This window comes from Acidimicrobiales bacterium, assembly GCA_035512495.1.
In the GTDB taxonomy this organism is placed as follows: domain Bacteria; phylum Actinomycetota; class Acidimicrobiia; order Acidimicrobiales; family CADCSY01; genus DATKDW01.
The window spans coordinates 1-19,149 of record DATKDW010000057.1 but is presented as its reverse complement, the minus strand read 5'-3'; the positions used below and the strand labels follow the sequence as shown (position 1 = coordinate 19,149).

The window sequence follows — 19,149 nt, the reverse complement described above, 5'->3', positions numbered from 1 at the left end:
CGGACATCCGGGGGTGGTGACCCAGGGTGCGCTCGGCACCCGACACCAGAAGGTCGACCGGCTCCGGCGTCTCACCCGGCGTCGGAGCGTCCGCGCCTCGGAGCGGGTCTTCGTGCTCGAGGGAGCCAAGCTGCTGAGCGAGGCCCTCGATGCCGGCGCCGCCCTCGAGGCGGTCTTCGTCGCGCCCGGGGCGACAGGGGTCGACGACGTGGTGCAGCGGGCCTTCGACGCCGGCGCGCGGGTCCACCACCTCGAGCCGGGCGTGCTGGAGCGCGTCGGCGGCACCGTCACCCCGCAGCCGGTGGTGGCGCTGGCGCCGTTCTGCGACGTGGCCCTCACGTCGGTCTCCGAGGCCACCCTCGTGGTCGTCTGCGTCGATGTGCGCGACCCCGGCAACGCCGGCACCGTCCTTCGCAGCGCCGAGGCCGCCGGTGCCGGGGCGGTGGTGTTCTGCGATGGCTCCGTCGACGTGTTCAACCCGAAGACGGTGCGCGCCTCGGCCGGTTCGCTGTTCCACGTCCCCGTCGTCAACGGCGGCGAGCCCGCCGCCGTCCTCGGGCACCTGGCGACCGCCGGTCTGCGCCGAGTGGGGACCGTGGCTCGCGGGGGCACGGCCTACGACGAGGCCGACCTGACGACGCCGGTGGCCCTCGTGCTCGGCAACGAGGCCCACGGCCTCCCCGAAGGTCTCAGCGCCTCGCTCGACGAGGCCGTCACCATCCCGATGGCAGGGCGGGCCGAGTCGCTCAACGTCGGCATGGCCGCCGCCATCGTCTGCTTCGAAGCGCTCCGACAGCGCCGGAGGTGCACCCGATGACGGCCTCACTCGCCATCGACGCGCTGCCGGTGGCGACGCTGCTGGTCGATGCCGACCGTGTCGTCACCGCCGCCAACCCGGCAGCCGCCACCCTCACCGGCCGACCGCTCGACGAGCTGGTGGGCACGCCCTGTGGCGACCTCCTGGCGCCCGACACCAGCGCCGAGGTGCCGGTTTGGACGAGTGGGTGGCACCCATCGGCCCACCTCACCTCCGTGCGCGGGATCCCGGAACACGACGTCACCCTGCGCCGCCCCGACGGGACCACCGTGGCCGCCGCGGTGGCGGGCCGCTACGAGCGGTCGTCCGACGGCGCGCTCACCGGCGCCGTGCTCGTCCTCCGGGCGCGGTCCCGTCGCGGCCGGCGGGCACCGTCAGGGATCGAGATCATCTCCACGGTGAGCCACGAGCTGCGATCGCCGCTCACGTCGGTCAAGGGCTACACGTCGCTCCTGCTCAACCGGTGGGACCGCCTCGGTGACGAGCAGAAGCTGATGATGCTGGGGCAGGTCAACCACGACGCCGACCGGGTGACCCGCCTCGTGACCGAGCTGCTCGACATCAGCCGCCTCGAGACCGGACGTCTCACCCTGCGCCGCCAGATGGTCGACCTCGCCGCCCTCACCACCTCGGTTGTCGAGAAGGTCGGCCTCGAGTACGAGGACCTGGCGTGCGCGGTCGAGATCGACGCCGCGGTCCCCCTCGTCTACGCCGATCCCGACAAGGTCGAACAGGTGCTGACCAACCTCGTCGAGAACGCCGCCAAGTACGCCAGCCCCACCGAGATCCGCATCATGGTCGCTGTCGAGGAGGCTGACGTGGTCGTGGCGGTCCACGACCGGGGCGAGGGGATTCCCGAGGCAGATCTGCCGAATGTCTTCACGAAGTTCTTCCGGCGCGACCACGGCCGCCCGACGGGATCGGGGCTCGGGCTCTGGATCAGCCGAGGCCTCGTGGAGGCCCACGAGGGGCGCCTGACCGCGGAGTCGGCGGTGGGGGAGGGGAGCGTGTTCCGCTTCACCCTGCCCACCGACGCGTTCGAAAAGCTGATGGAGCCCTCGTGACCGACGACATCACCGTCATCACCACCGAGGCACGCGAGCGCGCCGCCGCCGCGACGACCCTGACCGAGCTGCAGGCCGTCGAGGCCGAGGTGCTGGGCAAGCGTTCCCGGCTCTCGTCGCTCAAGGCCGGCCTGGGCGAGCTCGAGCCCGAACGCCGACGCGAGGCCGGTCGGACCCTCAACGAGGTCCGTCAGGCCGTCGAGGCCGTGCTGGCCGGGCGTCGCGCCGAGCTCGAGGCTCTCGAGCGAGCCGTACGCCTCGAGGCCGAGCGGCTCGACCTCACCGAAGTGCGGCCGTCCCGTCGCCGTGGCCACCTCCACCTGGTCACCCAGGCGCGCGACCGCCTCGAGGACGTCTTCGTCGGCATGGGCTACACCGTTGCGGAGGGTCCCGAGGTGGAGACCGACTGGTACAACTTCGGCGCCCTCAACTTCCCGCCCAGCCACCCGGCCCGCAACATGTACGACACGCTCTACCTCGAGCTGGGCGAGCCGGAGACGATCCTGCTGCGGACCCACACCTCGCCGGTCCAGATCCGGGTGATGGAGTCCATGGAGCCCCCGATCTACTCGGTGATGCCCGGGCGGTGCTATCGCCAGGACACCGCCGACGCCTCTCACCTGCCGAACTTCCACCAGATCGAGGGCCTCGTGGTCGACCGGGGGATCACCTTCGGCGACCTGGCCGGCACCCTCGACGCCTTCACCGGTGCCTACTTCGGCGAGGGCATCACCACGCGGCTGCGTCCTTCGTACTTCCCCTTCACCGAGCCGTCGGCCGAGTTCGACATCACGTGCGTCTTCTGCACCGGCACGGGGTGCAAGTCGTGCGGTCGGACGGGATGGCTCGAGCTCGGCGGGTGCGGGATGGTCCACCCCAACGTCTTCCGGGCGGTGGGCTACGACCCCGACGAGTGGTCGGGCTTCGCCTTCGGCTTCGGCATCGACCGCATGACGATCCAGCGACACGGCATCGATGACATGCGCGAGCTCGTCACCAACGACATCCGCTTCCTGGAGCAGTTCTAGATGCGCCTCCCCCTCTCCTGGCTCCGCGACTTCGCGCCCATCGACCAGCCCCTCGACGAGATCGTCGCCACGCTCAACGACCTCGGCCTCGCCGTCGAGTCGGTCGAGCGCGTGGGCGAGGGCCTCGACGGCGTCGTGGTGGCCCGGGTCCTCGAGATCGGCGCCATCCCGAAGGCCGACAAGATCCGCCGGGTCGTCGTCGATGCCGGCGGCGAGCCCGTCCAGATCGTCTGCGGCGCCTGGAACTTCGAGGAGGGCGACCTCGTGCCCCTCGCCACGGTGGGCTCGGTCTTGCCCGGCGACTTTGCCATCAGCGCCCGCAAGATGAAGGGCGTCGAGTCCCACGGGATGATCTGCGCTGCCGACGAGCTGGGCCTGCCCGGCGGAACCGACGGCATCCTCGTCCTCCCCGAGGGCCTGGAGGTGGGCACTCCCTTCGCGGACGCCATGGGGATCACCGTCGACGTGGTCGTCGACCTCGAGGTCAACGCCAACCGGCCCGACGCCATGTCGGTCGCGGGTGTGGCCCGCGACCTCGCCGCCCGCCTGGGCCTCCCGTTCTCCATCCCCACGCCCAAGCCCGCCGAGGCCGCCGCCGCCGGCACGGCCACCGTCGAGGTCGAGGCACCCGAGCTCTGCGGGCGCTTCGTCGCCCAGGTCGTGGCCGGGATCTCCGTGGGTCCGTCCCCGGCCTGGTTGGCAAACCGGCTCACGCTCGCCGGCATGCGACCCATCAACAACGTGGTCGACGCCTCCAATTACGTGATGCTCGAGCTCGGTCAGCCCACCCACCCCTACGACCTGGCGCGGCTTCCTGGCCGTGGCCTGCGGGTCCGTCGGGCACGGGAGGGCGAGGTGCTCGTGACCCTCGACGACGCCGAGCGACGCCTCGGCCCGGACGACCTCCTCATCTGCGACGCCGATGACGTACCGGTCGGCATCGCCGGGATCATGGGCGGCGCCTCCTCGGAGATCGACGCCGCCACCACCGAGGTGCTGCTGGAGGCGGCCTGGTTCGACCCGATGGCGGTCTCCCGGACCTCCCGTCGCCTCAAGCTGCGCACGGAGGCGTCGGCCCGCTTCGAGAAGGGCTGCGACTGGGAGGTGCCGGCCCTGGCCACCGCCCGGTTCTGCGAGCTGCTGGCCGCGTCGGGGGCAGTGGCGGCGGGGCCGCCGGTCGACGTCGCCGGGCAGGTGCCGGACCGGACGCCGGTCCGGGTGCGCACCGACCGGGTCAACGCCATCCTCGGCACCGACCTGAGCGCCACCCGGATCCGCGACCTGCTCGGCCCGATCGGCTTCACCGCCGAGACCGCCGGCGACGACCACGACGTCACCATCCCGTCGTGGCGGCCCGACAGCGCCACCGAGATCGACGTGATCGAGGAGGTCGCCCGGCTCCACGGCTACAGCGCGGTGCCGAAGACCGTTCCCACCTCGACCCTCACCGGCGCCCTGACGGCCCACCAGCACGACCGTCGCCTCGTCCGTCAGATCCTCGCCGGCGCCGGTGCGTCGGAGGCCTGGAGCACCACCTTCTTGTCGGCGGACGCCATCCGGCGCTGCGGCCTCGACGTCGACGACGCGGTCGTCGTCGCCAACCCGCTGGTGGCCGACGAGGGCCTGCTTCGCCCGTCGCTGCTGCCGGGCCTCCTCACGTCGGTGGCCTACAACGCCGGTCGGCGGCAGCGTGGCGTCCACCTCTTCGAGGTCGGCAACGTGTTCCGGCGCCCTCCCGTGGGCCAGGACCTCCCGGTGGAGCGTGAGATGGTCGCCGTTGCCCTGGCGGGCTGCGACGCCACCGAGGCGGTCGGGATCTGGTCGCTCCTCATCGAGGGCCTGCTCCTCGAGGGCGCCTGCATCGAGACGGCCACGGCCCCGGGTCTGCACCCCACCCGCACCGCCCGAGTCGTCGTCGGCGGCACCGCCGTCGGCGCCCTCGGTGAGATCGACCCGGGCGTGCTCGAGGCGAGCGGGATCGACGAGCGGGTCGCCTGGCTCGAGGTCGACCTGGAGGCGCTGCTCGCCGCCCCCCACGGTTCCGCCTCGTTCCGGCCGGTGAGCCGCTACCCCTCGAGCGACATCGACCTGGCCTTCGAGGTCGACGACGCGGTGCCGGCGACCGACATCGAGTCGACCCTGCGTGCCGCCGGTGGCGACCTGGTGGCCGGGGTGTGGCTCTTCGACGTCTACCGGGGCGCGCAGGTGCCCGACGGCCGGCGGAGCCTCGCCTACACCGTTCGGTTCCAGGCGCCGGACCACACCCTCACCGACGACGACGTCGCCGCCGTCCGCGGTCGTCTGATCGAGGCCGTCGAGGACGCGCACCCCGCCACCCTCAGGGCCTGAGCCCTGGCGGCGCCGTTCACCTTCGACCGGCGGTGGCGCTTCGACGTCGGTCCGGACGAGCTGTGGTCCGTCCTCGCCCGCACGGAGGAGTACCCACGGTGGTTCTCGTGGCTGGACGACTTCGATGCCGGGGGTCTGCACACCGGCGCCACCGCCGCCTTCTCGGTACGACCACCTCTGCCGTACCGGCTCGACATCCGCCTGCACCTCGACAAGGTCGAACCGGGGCGCCTGGTGGCGACGACCGTGAGCGGTGACCTCGCCGGCTCGGCCCGCCTGGAGCTGACCGCGTGCGCGTCGCCCACGGGCGACGCGGGCACCGAGGCCCGCCTCGTCTGGTCCTTGCGCCTCCAGCGGCCGACCCTGGTGGCCCTCGGCCGGGTGGCGCGCCCCGCCATGGTCTGGGGCCACGACCGGATCGTCGGTGTCGGTGTCCGCCAGTTCCGGAGACGGGCCCTGCAGTAGATCGGTTGCATAGTCATGCACTGATGCGTATGGTGGCGCGGTGCAACGGATCGGGATCATCGGGGCCTCGGGCTATGCCGGGGTGGAGCTGCTCCGGCTCTGCCTGGCGCACCCCGACCTCGACGTCGCCTGGGCCACCGGGGAGACCCAGGCGGGCACCCGGGTGGCGACGCTGTACCCCCACCTGGCAGCGCTGGCGGGCGATCTGGTCTTCGAGCCGTACGACGAGGCAAGGGCCGAGGGGCTCGACCTGGTGTTCCTCGCCCTGCCCCACGGGGCCAGCCAGGCGCTGGTGCCCGACCTGCGCAAGCGGGCGGGCGCAGTCGTCGACCTCGCCGCCGACTTCCGCCTCCGGGACGCGTCCCTCTACCCGACGTGGTACGGCGAAGCCCACCGCGCGCCCGGTCACCTCGCCGATTTCGCCTACGGCCTCCCTGAGCTCTTTCGGGATGACGTGGTGGGCGCCACCGCCATCGCCGTCCCCGGCTGCTACCCGACGGCGGCCGCCCTCGCCCTGACGCCGTTGGTGCGGGCGGGTGCCATCGAGACCACCGGGGTGATCGTCGACGCCGCCACCGGTGTCTCTGGCGGCGGTCGGGCCCCGAACCCCCGCTTCACCTTCGGTGCCGCCAACGAGGACTTCCGCGCCTACGGCCTCCTCGACCACCGCCACACCCCCGAGATCGAACAGGCCACCGGCGCCTCGGTGCTCTTCACCCCCCACCTCGCCCCGATGAGCCGAGGCATCCTCGCCACCTGCTACGCCCGACCCAGCGGGACCACCTCCACCGAGGAGCTCCTCGCCACCTTGGCTGACGCCTATGCGGGCGAGCCCTTCGTCGTGGTCGACGAGGCTCCTCCCTCCACCAAGGCCACCACCGGCTCGAACTGCGCCCACCTCAGTGCCCGCCACGACGCCCGCACCGGCTGGGTGGTGGTCCTCTGTGCCCTCGACAACCTGGTCAAGGGGGCGTCGGGCCAGGCGGTGCAGTGCGCCAACCTGTCCCTCGGCCTGCCTGAGGCCACCGGTCTGCCCCTGAGCGGGTTCGTGTCGTGAGTGTGACTGCACCATCGGGCTTCGTGGCCGCCGGCGTCGCCTGTGGGATCAAGGCCAGCGGTGACCTTGACCTCGCTCTGGTCGCCACCGCCGACGGCCACCCGGTCCCGGCGGCAGCGGTCTTCACCGCCAACCGGGCGACGGCGGCACCGGTGCAGGTCAGCCGGGCCCACCTCGAGGTTGGCGGCGGACAGGCCTGCGCCGTGGTGCTCAACAGTGGCAACGCCAATGCGGCGACCGGCGAGCCCGGGCGGGAGGACGCCGAGCGGACCTGCGCCCTCGTGGCCGACGAGCTGGGCTGCCGGGCTCACAACGTCCTGGTGTGCTCCACCGGCCTGATCGGCATCCCCCTGCCCATGGAGCCGCTGCTCGCCGGCATCCCCGTGGTGGCCCGCTCGCTGCGCGCCGAGGGCGGGGTTGACGCCGCCGCCGCCATCCTCACCACCGACACCGTCCGCAAGGAGGTCGTCGTCGACGGCGGGGGCTTCACCGTCGGGGGCATGGCCAAGGGCGCGGCGATGCTCGCCCCGGACATGGCCACGATGCTCGCGGTGCTGACCACCGACGCCGCCGCCCCCGAGGAGGGCTTGGTCGAGCTGCTGCGTGCGGCGGTCGACCGGTCCTTCAACGCGCTGTCGATCGACGGGTGCACCTCGACCAACGACACCGTGATCCTCCTCGCCGGCGGGGCCGCCGGCCCGGTCGACCCCGACGCCCTCGCCGCCGCCGTGGCCGAGGCCTGCACCTCGCTCGCCGCGCAGATGGCGGGGGACGCCGAAGGGGCGACGAAGGTGGTCACCATCGAGGTCGTCGGGGCCGCGTCCGACGAGGAGGCCAGTCGCGCCGCCCGCCGGGTGGCCGAGAGCCAGCTCTGCAAGTGCTCCTGGTACGGCGAGGACCCCTATTGGGGGCGCATCCTCAGCGAGGTCGGCTCGGCCGGCGTCGAGTTCGACCCCGACCGGGCGTCTGTGTCGTACGGCGGTGTCACCAGCTGCCGCCGGGGCGTCGCCGCTGCCCACGACGCCAACGCCCTCGCCGCCGTGATGGCCGAGCGGGAGATCACCATCGTCGTCGACCTCGGCCTCGGCGAGGGTCGGGGACGCATCCTCACCAACGACCTCACCCACGCCTACGTCGACGAGAACATGGGGACCTCCTAATGAGCGCGGTGGAGATCAGCGTGGGGGACAAGGCGGCGGTGCTGGCCGAGGCCCTGCCCTACATCCGCCGCTTCTACGGCAAGACCATCGTGGTGAAGTTCGGCGGCAACGCCATGGGCCACGACCTGTCCCTGTTCGCGGAGGACGTCGCCCTCCTGCACTCGGTGGGCATGCGGGTCGTGGTCGTCCACGGGGGCGGACCCCAGATCGGCGAGCTCATGTCGCGCCTGGGCAAGGAGACCACCTTCATCGGGGGCCACCGCGTCACCGACGCCGAGACGCTCGACATCGCCCGGATGGTCCTCGTCGGCAAGGTCAACCGCGACATCGTCCGGGCCATCAACGTGCACGGCTCCCTGGCGGTGGGCCTGTCGGGCGAGGACGCCGGCTTCCTCCGGGCACGGCCCCGGTCGCCCGAGCTGGGCTTCGTGGGCGACATCGAGTCGGTGGCGCCGGCCGTGGTGCAGCGGCTCCTCTCACAGGACCTCGTCCCGGTGGTGGCGACCATCGGCGCCGACGCCGAGGGCCAGTCCTACAACATCAACGCCGACACCGCCGCCGGCGCCATCGCCATCGCCCTGGAGGCCGAGAAGCTCGTGTACCTGACCGACATCGAGGGCATCCGCGCCGACGTCGACGACCAGGCGAGCCTCCTCTCCACCGTCGCCGTCGACGAGCTCGACGCCATGGTCGAGAGCGGTGCCGTGACCACCGGCATGGTCCCCAAGGTGGCGTCGTGCGCTGGCGCCGTGCGCGCCGGGGTCGGCCACGCTCACATCCTCGACGGCCGGGTGCCCCACGTCTTGTTGCTCGAGGTGTTCACCCGGTCGGGCATCGGCACCATGGTGAGCCGGTGAACGCCGAGTCCCACGCCGCCGCCATGAGCGCCTCGGACGACGAGCGCTGCCCCTTCATGCCCACCTACGGCCCTCCCGCGGTGACCTTCGTCCGGGGGAGGGGCACCGAGCTGTGGGACACCGAAGGTCGGCGGTACCTCGACTTCTTGTCCGGCCTGGCGGTCGTGTCGCTCGGCCACGCCCACCCGGCGGTGGCCCAGGCGGTCGCCGAGCAGGCGGCGACGCTGGTCCACGTCTCCAACCTGTACGCCAACGTGGTGGCACCCGACGTCGCCCGGACCCTCGACCGCCTCGTGGGCGGGGGCGGCCAGATCTTCTTCGCCAACTCGGGGGCGGAGGCCAACGAGTGCGCGATCAAGCTGGCGCGCCGCTACGGCGGCCGTGGGCGTCACGTGGTGGTGAGCGCCTACGGGTCGTTCCACGGCCGTACCCTGGCGACGCTCCACGCCACCGGACAGCCCGCCAAGCACGAGGCCTTCCAGCCCCTGCCCGAGGGGTTCCGGCACGTGGCCTGGCACGACCTCGACGCCCTCGAGGCCTCGCTCGACCCCACCGTGGCCGCCGTGCTCCTCGAGTCGGTGCAGGGAGAGGGCGGCGTGCAGCCGGCCGACACCGAGTACTTCGCCGGGGTCCGCCGGCTCTGCGACGAGCGCGGCATCCTCTTCATGGTCGACGAGGTGCAGACGGGCCTGGCGCGCACGGGGGAGTGGTTCGGCTTCCAGCACTTCGACGTCCGGCCCGACGTGGTGACCATCGCCAAGGCCTTGGGCAACGGCGTGCCCATCAGCGCCTGCTGGGCCCGCGCCGAGGTCGCCGCGGCCTTCCGGCCCGGTGACCACGCAACCACCTACGGGGGCGGGCCGCTCGCAACCGCCGCGGCCAGGGCCGTGCTCGCCACCATGGAATCGATCGACGCCCCGGGCCTCGCCCGCCGGCAGGGTGCCCGCTTGACCGACGCGCTGGCCGCCATCCCCGGCGTGACGGCGGTGCGGGGGATGGGGCTCCTCATCGCCGCCGAGCTCGAGGCTGGCGAGGCCCCGGCCGTGGCGGCCGCCGCCCTCGAACGTGGCCTCATCGTCAACGCCGTCACCCCCACCGCCCTGCGCCTGGCGCCGCCCCTCATCGTCACCGACGACGAGATCGACCAGGCCGTGACCATCTTGACCGAGGTCCTCGCATGACCAGGCACCTGCTCGAGGTCGACGACCTGACCCCCGACGAGATCACCTCCGTGCTCGACCTGGCCGAACACGCCGCTCCCCCCCGCGTGCTCGAGGGAAGGGGGGCGGTGCTGTTGTTCGAGAAGCCGTCGCTCCGGACCCGGAGCGCCACCGAGATGGCGGTCGTGCAGCTCGGCGGGCACCCCGTCTCGCTGCGGGACGAGGAGGTCGGCCTCGACGTGCGGGAGACCGCGGAGGACATCGCCCGGGTCCTCGCCGGCCACCACGCGGTGATCGCGGCGCGCGTCTTCGAGCACGCCAAGCTCGAGCGCATGGCCGCGGTGAGCCCGGTGCCGGTCGTGAACCTCCTCTCCGACCTCGCCCACCCCATGCAGGCCCTCGCCGACCTGCTCACCATCCGCCAGCACTTCGGTGACCTCGCCGGCCGGGTGATCGCCTACGTCGGCGACGGGAACAACGTGGCCCGCTCGCTGGCCATCGCCAGCGCCATGGTGGGCGCCGAGGTCCGCTTGGGCTGCCCGAGCGGGTACCAGTGCCCTGAGGTCGACCTCGACCGCGTGCGCTCCCTCGGCGGGTCGGTGGTGGTGGCCGAGCGCCCGGAGGACGCCGTCGAGGGCGCCGACGTGGTCTACACCGACGTCTGGGCATCGATGGGCCAGGAGGCGGAGGCCGCTACCCGCCGGCGCGCCTTCGAGGGCTTCACCGTCGACGACCGCCTCATGGCCGCGGCCTCGCCGACCGGCATCTTCTTGCACTGCCTTCCCGCCCACCGCGGCGAAGAGGTGTCGGCCGAGGTCCTCGAAGGAGGCAGGAGCATGGTGTGGCGCCAGGCCGAGAACCGGATGCACGCGGCACGAGGGCTCCTCGCCCACCTCCTCGCCGGGGGTGAGCGATGAGCGAGCCGACCGCACCCCTCGGCAAGACGCAGCGCCAGCACCGCATCACCCGGCTCCTCGAGAACCGGGCCGTCACCAGCCAGTCCCAGCTCGTCGAGCTGCTGGCGGGCGACGGCGTGGTGGCCACACAGGCCACGGTCTCGCGCGACCTCGACGAGCTGGGAGCCGTGAAGGTCCGGGTGCCGGGTGGCGAGACGGTCTACGCCATCCCCGAGCTCCCGAAGGACCAGATCGCCCCGGAGGACCACCTCCGCCGGGTGTTCTCCGACTGGGTGGTCGAGGTCGGCTCGTCTGGCAACCTGGTGGTGCTGCGCACCCCGCCGGGCTCGGCCCACGTGGTGGGCTCGGCCCTCGACCGCTCGGCCCTCCCGGAGCTGCTCGGCACCGTCGCCGGCGACGACACGTTGCTGCTCGTCGTCGCCGAGGACGCCACCGGCGCCGAAGTGGCCGACAGGCTCCGAGGCCTCGCCGGCCTCTGACCCGTTCGATCGATCGAGCAGCGGGCGACCCCGACACACTCCCGACACATCCCCGACGACCCCCCAGAGCACAGGAGATCGAACGATGGCGAAGCGAGCGGTGCTGGCCTACAGCGGTGGCCTCGACACGTCCGTGGCCGTGAAGTGGATGCAGGAGGAGCTCGGCACCGAGGTGATCGCCGTGGCTGCCGACGTCGGCCAGGGTGGCGACTTCGAGGAGATCCGTCAGCGGGCGCTCGCTGCCGGGGCGGTGGAGGCCATCGTGGTCGACTGTCGGCGTGAGTTCGCCGAGGAGTACGTCGTGCCGGCCTTGCGGGCCAACGCCAAGTACGAGGGCAAGTACCCCTTGGTGTCGTCGCTCTCGCGGCCGATCATCGTCAAGCACATGGTGGCGGCCGCCCGCGAGCATGGCGCCAACGCCATCGCCCACGGCTGCACGGGCAAGGGCAACGACCAGGTGCGCTTCGAGGTGTCCACCGCCGCGCTGGCGCCCGACCTCGAGGTGCTGGCGCCGGTGCGGGGCTGGGGCCTCACCCGCGAGGAGTCGATCGAGTACGCCCAGCGCCACGAGATCCCGATCACGGTGACCAAGAAGAGCCCGTACTCGATCGACCAGAACCTGTGGGGCCGCACCATCGAGTGCGGGATCCTGGAGGACCCCTGGGAGTCACCGCCGGAGGAGGTCTACGACATCACCACGCCCACCGCCACCGAGGCACGCGACCTCGTGATCGGCTTCGAGCAGGGTGTGCCGGTCAGCCTCGACGGCCGCTCGCTGGCGCTGCACGATCTCATCGACGAGGTCACCCGGGTGGTCGGCTCCTACGGCTGGGGTCGGATCGACATGGTGGAGAACCGCCGGGTCGGCATCAAGAGCCGTGAGATCTACGAGTGCCCCGGCTCGCTGGCGCTGCTGATGGCACACGCCGACCTCGAGGACCTCACCCTCGAGCGCGACCTGGCCCACGAGAAGGCCCGCCTGGAGCCCCGTTACGCGGACCTGGTCTACGACGGCCTGTGGTTCTCGCCCCTGAAGCAGGCCCTCGACGCCTTCGTCGAGGAGAGCCAGCGCCACGTCACCGGTGAGGTGCGCCTGCGCTGCGAGGTCCCGGGCCGCTGCATCGTGGCCGGCCGCCGCAGCCCCGTCGGTCTGTACGACTACGACCTCGCCACCTACGAGGCCGCCGACAGCTTCCGCCATGAAGATGCTGAGGGCTTCGTGCGCCTCTGGGGCCTCGGCGTCAAGACCTGGGCTGCCCGGCAGGGCGTCGGCACGGCCCCGGTCCCACCGACCACATGACCCTCTGGCACGGCCGCTTCGACGGTGGCCCGGCGGAGGAGCTCCTCGCCTACACGGTGAGCCTCCACTACGACCGTCGTCTGGCGGCCGACGACATCGCCGGCTCCCGGGCCCACGTCCGGGGGTTGGTACGTGCCGGGATCCTCGACGGCGACGAGGCATCGTCGGTCCTCGCCGCCCTCGACACCGTCGAGGCCGAGCTGGCCGACGGGTCGTTCGCCTTCGGGGCCGGCGACGAGGACATCCACACCGCGGTCGAACGTCGGGTCACCGAGATCGCCGGTCCTGCGGGCGCAAAGCTCCACACGGGCCGGAGCCGCAACGACCAGGTCGCCACCGACCTGCGGCTGTGGTGCAAGCGGGAGCTGGTCGTCGTGGCCGAGCGCATCGTCGGCCTCCAGCAGGTGCTGCTCGACCGGGCCGAGGAGGCGGGTGACGCCTACCTCCCCGGCTACACCCACCTGCAGCGGGCCCAGCCCGTCCTGCTGGCCCACCACCTCCTGGCCCACGCCTGGGCGCTCGGCCGTGACCTCGACCGCCTGCTCGACACGCGTCGCCGCCTCGATGTCTCGCCCCTCGGCGCCGGCGCCCTGGCGGGCTCGTCGTTGGCGCTCGACCCCGACGGCACCGCCGCCGACCTCGGCTTCGCCTCCCGCTTCGAGAACAGCCTCGACGCCGTGAGCGACCGCGACTTCGTGGCGGAGGCGCTGTTCGACCTCGCGCTCATCGGTGTGCACCTCTCCCGCATCGGTGAGGAGGTCGTGCTCTGGTCGAGCGACGAGTTCGGCTTCCTCGGCCTCGACGACGCGTGGTCCACCGGGTCGTCGATGCTCCCGCAGAAGAAGAACCCCGACATCGCCGAGCTGGCTCGGGGGAAGGCGGGTCGTCTGATCGGGCACCTCACGGGGGTGCTCTCCACCCTCAAGGGCCTTCCGCTGGCCTACAACCGCGACCTCCAGGAGGACAAGGAACCCCTCTTCGACGCCGTCGAGCAGGTGGCGCTGGCCCTCGGTGCCATGGCCGGCCTCCTGGCCTCCTCCACCTTCCACACCGACGTCATGGCTGCTGCCGCCGACAGCCCCGGCGCCGCCGCGGTCGACCTGGCCGAGCACCTGGTGGCCGGTGGGACGCCCTTCCGCGACGCCCACGCCATCGTCGGGGCCCTCGTCCGCCGCTCGCTCGGCGGAGAGGGTTCCTTCGCGGACCTGGTGGCTGCCAGCCCCGAGCTCGGCCCGGAGGCGGCCGCCCTCCTCGTCCCCGGGGTCGCCGTCACACGGCGCACCACCCCCGGTGGGGCCGGGCCTGTGCCCGTCGCCGTCCAGCTCGGCCGCTTCCGGGACCACCTCACGGCAGAGCGCGAGCAGCTGGCGGCGCTGCGATGACCTACCGCCATCGGATCCTGGTCCGCTACGGCGAGGTCGACATGCAGCGGGTGGTCTTCAACGCCCACTACCTCGCCTACTGCGACGATGCTGTGGAGACCTGGCTGCGGACCATCGAGCTCGATCCGTCAGCCCACCAGTGGGACTTCATGCTGAAGCGGGCCGTCCTCGAGTGGGACGGCCCCGCAACGGTGGGTGACGAGATCGTGATCGACGTCGCCGTGGCGCGGTGGGGGTCGAGCAGCTTCGACGTGGGCTTCACCGGCTCGGTGGGCGAGCGGAGGGTGTTCACCGCCACCATCACCTACGTGAGCGTGGAGCCCGGGGCCAACACCCCCAAGGTGACCCCCGGGGGGGTCCGGTCCGCCCTCTCGGCGTGACCCCCGGCGCGACCCTCGCCGCGTTGCGCCCGACCTCCTCGGCACGGTGTTGCTAGGGCTCCTCGCCGTCCTCATTCTCTTCGGCTTCCTCGGCTTCCTCGGCCTCCTCGGGCGGAGGGTCCGGTGGCGGTGGGTTCACCGAGATGGCGACCCGGGAGCCCCGCGGGAAGGTGGTGCCTGCCGCGGGGGACTGCCGCCAGACCATGCCGGCGCGTGCCTCGCTCCCGGGTGAGGGCGGCTCTTGCTCACGGGTGAGGGCGATCTCGAAGCCGAGCCACTGCAGGCGGTGGATGGCCTCGGCCTCCTCGAGCCCGAAGACGTCGGGGACCGTGACCGCGACCTCGCCGTTGGACACGTCGATCACGACGGTGCTGCCACCCTCGGCTCGGTCGCCCCCGCGCGGCACCTGGGCGGCGACGTAGCCGGGCGGGTAGTCATTGTTCGGCACCTCCCGGGTCTGGACCACGAAGCCGGCACGGGTGAGGGCGGCCACGGCGTCCTCGAAGGGCATGCCCACCACGTCGCGCACCGTGGGCAGCTCCCGGCCCGGGTTGACGGCTTCGGTCTCCTCGCTGAGGTCGGGCTGCGGGCGGTTCGGCACGGCGAAGTGCGTGATGGGCACGTCGGCAAGGGCAGCGGATGTGTAGAGCTGCCAGATCTGGGCCGGCCACGAGCCACCCGTCACCCGGATCGGCGTCACCGGGGGGACCATGGGCACGCGGCCGTTGGGGAAGCCCACCCAGACGGCGGTGGCGAGGTCGGGCGTGTGGCCGACGAACCAGGCGTCGGTGTGGTCCTGGCCGGTGCCGGTCTTGCCCGCCACCGGTCGCCCGATGCGGGCGTTGACCCCCGTGCCCCGCTCGACGACCTCCTGCAGGACGTCGTTCACCTCGTCGGCGATGTACTGCTCGATCACCCGGGTCTGTCGGTGCTGGTGCTGGTAGAGCACGGTGCCGTCGCTGCGGACCACCTTGGTCACGAAGGCCGGCGGGATCCGCAGCCCCCGGTTGGCGAAGGTGGCGTAGGCGGCGGCCATGTCGATCGGGTGGATGTCATTGGTGCCGAGCACGGCTGACGGGTAGGCGGAGAGGGGGGACGACACGCCGAGCCGGGCGGCCATGGCGACGGCATCGGCGGGGCCCACCTCCTGGATGAGCTGGGCGTAGACGGTGTTGTAGGACTGCACCGTCGACTCGCGCAGCGTCGACCGGCCACCTCCGCTGCCCTCGTAGTTCCGAACCCGCCACACGTCGTTGGTGAGCGGGATGTCGATGCTGCTGGGCGACCGGTAGACGGTGTCGAGCTCGATGCCCTCCTCCAGGGCGGCGGCGAGGACCAGCGGCTTGAAGGACGAGCCGGCGGGCCGACCCGGGCCGCCCGTGGTGAGGTCGAGCTTGGCCTGCTCGCCTCCGCCGAAGAAGTCGCGACCGCCGACGAGGGCACGGACGAAGCCGGTGGGGGCCTCGATCGAGACGAGGGCCGCCTCGGGGCCGGGCTCGGGGGGACGCACCCGGCCCACCGCCTCCTCGGCGGCGGCCTGCATCGTCGGGTCGAGCGTGGTGGTGATGCGCAGGCCGCCGGTGAAGAGCAGCGAGCGGCGCTCGCCCGGCGTCTCCCCGAACCGGGGGTCGTCCAGGACGAAGCGCTTCACCTGCTCGACGAAGTGGGGGGCGTCGTAGCGGTCCTCCGCCCGTCGGGTGGCCAGCTCGAGGGGGCTGGCGAGGGCAGCGGTCGCCTCGGACTCGGAGATGAGGTCGAGGCTGCGCATGCGACGGACCACGTTGTCGCGCCGGCGCACGGCGGCGTCGGCGTTGTCGTGCGGGTCGAAGGCGCTGGGCGCCCGGATCAGGCCTGCGAGCGTGGCGCTCTGGGCCAGCTCGAGCTCGGCGGCGGGGACCCCGAAGTACTCCATGGCCGCGGCCTGGATCCCGTAGGCGCCGTTCCCGAAGTAGATGGTGTTCAGGTAGAGCTCGAGGATCCGCTCCTTGGTGTACTTCCGCTCGAGCTGGATGGCCAGCAGCGCCTCCTCGACCTTGCGGTTGATGGTCTGGGTGGAGTCGAGGATGGTGTTCTTGACGTACTGCTGGGTGATGGTCGAGCCACCTTCGACGATCTGGCCCTCGGCGGTGTTGGCGGCTGCGGCCCGCAGCACAGCCCGGACATCGACCCCGTTGTGCTGCCAGAAGCGGGCGTCCTCCACCGCCAGCACGGCGTCGGGGACGTGGGAGGGGAGCTCGGTGAGGCGGATGTTCTCGCGGTTCTCCTCCGCCCGCAGGGTGGTGATGAGGCTGCCGTCGGCGGCGTGGATCCGGGTCGACTGCGCCAGCCGGGGCTCGGCGATGGTGAGCTCGGCGGGGGTGTAGGAGCAAGCGCCGGAGAGGAGGGCGACCACCACGACCAGGGTCGCGAGGAGTCTGGGAGGGGGGCGGCGCACGGGCCCATTGTCGCCGCCAGCGGCGACCAGTACGTGGCATGGCGGGCGCATCAGGTTGGACCCGTCGGCCGGAGGGGGCGACGATGAAGCCGATGGACGTGCTCTCCGACCTCGACGCCCGCGGGCTGATCCACGACACGACCGACCGCGAGGCGCTCGCCACGCGGTTCGAGGCGGGCCCGGTGCGCTTCTACTGGGGGTGCGACCCCACCGCCGACAGCCTCCACATCGGCAACCTCGTCGGCGTGCTGGCGGTCCGCCGCCTGCAGCTCGCCGGCCATCGCCCGATCGTCCTCGCCGGGGGGGCCACGGGGATGATCGGCGACCCGAGCGGCCGGTCCGAGGAGCGCAACCTCCTCGACGACGAGACGCTCGCCCGGAACCTGGCCGGAATCAAGGCCCAGCTCGGGGCCATGATCAGCTTCGACGGACCGGCGGCGGCGGTGATGGTCGACAACGCCACCTGGACGGCCGATCTGACGCTCCTCGAGTTCCTCCGCGACGTCGGCAAGCACGTCACGGTCAACCAGATGGTCGCCAAGGAGTCGGTCCGTAGCCGGTTGGCGGGCGAGGAAGGCATCTCCTACACCGAGTTCACCTACATGCTCCTCCAGGCCCACGACTACGCCTGGCTCCACGCCAACGAATCGTGCGAGCTGCAGGTGGGTGGGTCGGACCAGTGGGGCAACATCACCGCCGGGATCGACCTCGTCCGGCGTCGCTCCGGAGGCCACGTCCACGGCCTGACCTGGCCACTGCTCGTCCGCTCCGACGGGCAGAAGTTCGGCAAGAGCCAGGCCGGCAACATCTGGCTGGGTGCGGAGCGCACCAGCCGCTACGCCTTCTACCAGTACTGGGTGCAGGTCCCCGACGACGACGTGCGCCGCTTCCTCCTCCAGCTGACGCTGCTGCCCGTCGACGAGTGCGAGGCGGTGGCCGACGCCCATCTGGGGGCACCGCAGGAGCGGACCGGTCAGCGACGCCTGGCCCGGGAGGTCACCGCGCTCGTCCACGGGGATGAGGCTGCCGCCGCTGCCGAGGCGGCGAGCGCCGTCCTCTTCGGGGGCGACCCCGTCGAAGCTCCCCTCGGCGCCTTCGAGCTGCTCGTCGAGGAGCTCGATGCCACCTCGATCGACCGGGGGCGCCTGGCCGAGGGCATCGACATCGTCAGCCTCTTCGTCGAGTCCGGCCTGGCGTCGTCCCGGGGTGACGCCCGGCGCAACCTGGCGGGTGCCTACGTCAACGGCGCCCGGGTTGACGGCGAGGAGGCCGTGGTCACCACCGCCGAGCTGCTCCACGACCGCTGGGTGCTCCTGCGCAAGGGCAAGCGCACCTACCACCTCCTCGTCGCGACGGCGTAGCCAGGGGCGCGGAACCCGCTTTGGAGCTCGAGGAGAAGTCGGTAGAGTGGCGCTCCGCCCCGCACGCGCCTCGGCAACGAGGAGCAGGGGCAAGGGCATCGGCCCTGAAGTTGACAGCAACGGCGGAGTCGATATGATGGCTCTCCGCCCCCGGAGCGCTCCGAGCATCAAGCGAGGAGCAAGCAGCGTCGGCACGTCCGATGCTCCAAGGCCCGGGACGCAAGGTACGAACGCTCCCACGGGAGAGGTGTGCCGACGAGGACTCGCTCCTTGAAAACAGAACAGAGGAAGGTTCAAAAGCGAGTGCGGGCGTCCGCACGACGAGCTTCGGTTCGACGTGTCGACGTTCATTCAAAGCAATTCCGCATTTGGATACGGACAACAATCCATATCTTGATGCCAGTCGGTGACGGTCTCGCCAGACCCGAACCGGCTCTCCACGATCGAAGCAGCACGACCGGCTACGGCTGGGAAGGCTGTGAGAGATCTTGACGGAGAGTTTGATCCTGGCTCAGGACGAACGCTGGCGGCGTGCCTAACACATGCAAGTCGAGCGAGGTCCAACCAGTGGCAACACTGGGGAAGACCTAGCGGCGAACGGGTGAGTAACACGTGAAGAACCTGCCCCGAAGACTGGGATAACTCTCCGAAAGGAGAGCTAATACCGGATACCCCCACCGGATCGCATGATCTGGTGAGGAAATGGATTCCGCTTCGGGAGGGCTTCGCGGCCTATCAGCTAGTTGGTGAGGTAACGGCTCACCAAGGCATCGACGGGTAGCTGGTCTGAGAGGACGATCAGCCACACTGGGACTGAGACACGGCCCAGACTCCTACGGGAGGCAGCAGTGGGGAATCTTGCGCAATGGGCGAAAGCCTGACGCAGCAACGCCGCGTGGGGGATGAAGGCTTTCGGGTTGTAAACCCCTTTCAGCAGGG

Annotated in this window: 16 protein-coding genes and 1 rRNA gene; 16 read left to right on the top strand and 1 reads right to left on the bottom strand. The window is 71.7% G+C overall.

The window, feature by feature from the left end; translation table 11 throughout:
• Positions 1 to 16: 16 nt before the first annotated feature.
• The 14 genes from VMN58_08030 to VMN58_07965 all read left to right on the top strand — a co-directional run bounded on the left by VMN58_08030 (position 17) and on the right by VMN58_07965 (position 14,415).
• Positions 17 to 817 carry an RNA methyltransferase gene (locus VMN58_08030; protein HUF33136.1) on the top strand — a complete coding sequence of 267 codons (801 nt, stop codon included), beginning with the start codon at positions 17 to 19 and terminating at the stop codon, positions 815 to 817.
• Positions 814 to 1,881, top strand: a complete 1,068-nt coding sequence (locus VMN58_08025) for an ATP-binding protein (protein ID HUF33135.1) — start codon at positions 814 to 816, stop codon at positions 1,879 to 1,881. Before VMN58_08030 ends, VMN58_08025 begins: the two co-directional genes overlap by 4 nt.
• On the top strand, positions 1,878 to 2,909 hold the full coding sequence (pheS, locus tag VMN58_08020) for a phenylalanine--tRNA ligase subunit alpha (protein ID HUF33134.1): 1,032 nt from the start codon (positions 1,878 to 1,880) through the stop codon (positions 2,907 to 2,909). The genes VMN58_08025 and pheS overlap by 4 nt, the downstream gene beginning before the upstream one ends.
• Complete coding sequence (pheT, locus tag VMN58_08015) at positions 2,910 to 5,258, top strand: phenylalanine--tRNA ligase subunit beta (GenBank protein ID HUF33133.1); 2,349 nt, start codon at positions 2,910 to 2,912, stop codon at positions 5,256 to 5,258.
• 3 nt (positions 5,259 to 5,261) lie between these two features.
• Entirely contained in the window at positions 5,262 to 5,723 is a 462-nt protein-coding gene (locus VMN58_08010) for an SRPBCC family protein (protein HUF33132.1), read from the top strand.
• A 40-nt stretch (positions 5,724 to 5,763) separates the two neighbouring features.
• The gene (argC, locus tag VMN58_08005) at positions 5,764 to 6,780 is read left to right on the top strand and encodes an N-acetyl-gamma-glutamyl-phosphate reductase (GenBank protein HUF33131.1); all 1,017 of its coding nucleotides are present in this window, start codon (positions 5,764 to 5,766) and stop codon (positions 6,778 to 6,780) included.
• Positions 6,777 to 7,940: a bifunctional glutamate N-acetyltransferase/amino-acid acetyltransferase ArgJ gene (gene argJ / locus VMN58_08000; GenBank protein ID HUF33130.1), complete on the top strand. Its 1,164-nt coding sequence runs from the start codon at positions 6,777 to 6,779 to the stop codon at positions 7,938 to 7,940. Before argC ends, argJ begins: the two co-directional genes overlap by 4 nt.
• Entirely contained in the window at positions 7,940 to 8,797 is an 858-nt protein-coding gene (argB, locus tag VMN58_07995) for an acetylglutamate kinase (GenBank protein ID HUF33129.1), read from the top strand. Before argJ ends, argB begins: the two co-directional genes overlap by 1 nt.
• On the top strand, positions 8,794 to 9,978 hold the full coding sequence (locus tag VMN58_07990; GenBank protein ID HUF33128.1) for an acetylornithine transaminase: 1,185 nt from the start codon (positions 8,794 to 8,796) through the stop codon (positions 9,976 to 9,978). Before argB ends, VMN58_07990 begins: the two co-directional genes overlap by 4 nt.
• Positions 9,975 to 10,874, top strand: a complete 900-nt coding sequence (gene argF, locus VMN58_07985; GenBank protein ID HUF33127.1) for an ornithine carbamoyltransferase — start codon at positions 9,975 to 9,977, stop codon at positions 10,872 to 10,874. The genes VMN58_07990 and argF overlap by 4 nt, the downstream gene beginning before the upstream one ends.
• A complete protein-coding gene (gene argR / locus VMN58_07980; GenBank protein HUF33126.1) occupies positions 10,871 to 11,353 on the top strand; it encodes an arginine repressor in 483 nt (160 codons plus the stop codon). The genes argF and argR overlap by 4 nt, the downstream gene beginning before the upstream one ends.
• An 85-nt stretch (positions 11,354 to 11,438) precedes the next feature.
• Positions 11,439 to 12,653, top strand: a complete 1,215-nt coding sequence (locus VMN58_07975) for an argininosuccinate synthase (protein HUF33125.1) — start codon at positions 11,439 to 11,441, stop codon at positions 12,651 to 12,653.
• A complete protein-coding gene (argH, locus tag VMN58_07970) occupies positions 12,650 to 14,035 on the top strand; it encodes an argininosuccinate lyase (GenBank protein ID HUF33124.1) in 1,386 nt (461 codons plus the stop codon). Before VMN58_07975 ends, argH begins: the two co-directional genes overlap by 4 nt.
• Positions 14,032 to 14,415, top strand: coding sequence for a thioesterase family protein (locus VMN58_07965; GenBank protein ID HUF33123.1), 384 nt, complete (start codon positions 14,032 to 14,034; stop codon positions 14,413 to 14,415). Before argH ends, VMN58_07965 begins: the two co-directional genes overlap by 4 nt.
• Before the next feature lie 52 nt (positions 14,416 to 14,467).
• Here VMN58_07965 and VMN58_07960 read toward each other — a convergent pair whose 3' ends face one another.
• Positions 14,468 to 16,849 carry a PBP1A family penicillin-binding protein gene (locus VMN58_07960; protein HUF33122.1) on the bottom strand — a complete coding sequence of 794 codons (2,382 nt, stop codon included), beginning with the start codon at positions 16,847 to 16,849 and terminating at the stop codon, positions 14,468 to 14,470.
• Positions 16,850 to 16,932: 83 nt separating this feature from the next.
• Between VMN58_07960 and tyrS the strand changes: the two genes are divergently transcribed.
• Together tyrS and VMN58_07950 are read left to right on the top strand one after the other, a co-directional pair.
• Positions 16,933 to 18,210, top strand: a complete 1,278-nt coding sequence (tyrS, locus tag VMN58_07955; protein HUF33121.1) for a tyrosine--tRNA ligase — start codon at positions 16,933 to 16,935, stop codon at positions 18,208 to 18,210.
• 488 nt (positions 18,211 to 18,698) lie between these two features.
• A 16S ribosomal RNA gene (locus tag VMN58_07950) occupies positions 18,699 to 19,149 on the top strand; the annotation flags it as partial.

What these genes read in the sequence shown, in the direction of transcription:
- VMN58_08025 (HUF33135.1), top strand. Translation starts at nt 814, where the DNA reads ATGACGGCCTCACTCGCCATCGACGCGCTGCCGGTGGCGACGCTGCTG.
- pheT (HUF33133.1), top strand. Translation starts at nt 2,910, where the DNA reads ATGCGCCTCCCCCTCTCCTGGCTCCGCGACTTCGCGCCCATCGACCAG.
- argB (HUF33129.1), top strand. Translation starts at nt 7,940, where the DNA reads ATGAGCGCGGTGGAGATCAGCGTGGGGGACAAGGCGGCGGTGCTGGCC.
- argF (HUF33127.1), top strand. Translation starts at nt 9,975, where the DNA reads ATGACCAGGCACCTGCTCGAGGTCGACGACCTGACCCCCGACGAGATC.
- argR (HUF33126.1), top strand. Translation starts at nt 10,871, where the DNA reads ATGAGCGAGCCGACCGCACCCCTCGGCAAGACGCAGCGCCAGCACCGC.
- VMN58_07975 (HUF33125.1), top strand. Translation starts at nt 11,439, where the DNA reads ATGGCGAAGCGAGCGGTGCTGGCCTACAGCGGTGGCCTCGACACGTCC.
- argH (HUF33124.1), top strand. Translation starts at nt 12,650, where the DNA reads ATGACCCTCTGGCACGGCCGCTTCGACGGTGGCCCGGCGGAGGAGCTC.
- VMN58_07965 (HUF33123.1), top strand. Translation starts at nt 14,032, where the DNA reads ATGACCTACCGCCATCGGATCCTGGTCCGCTACGGCGAGGTCGACATG.
- tyrS (HUF33121.1), top strand. Translation starts at nt 16,933, where the DNA reads ATGAAGCCGATGGACGTGCTCTCCGACCTCGACGCCCGCGGGCTGATC.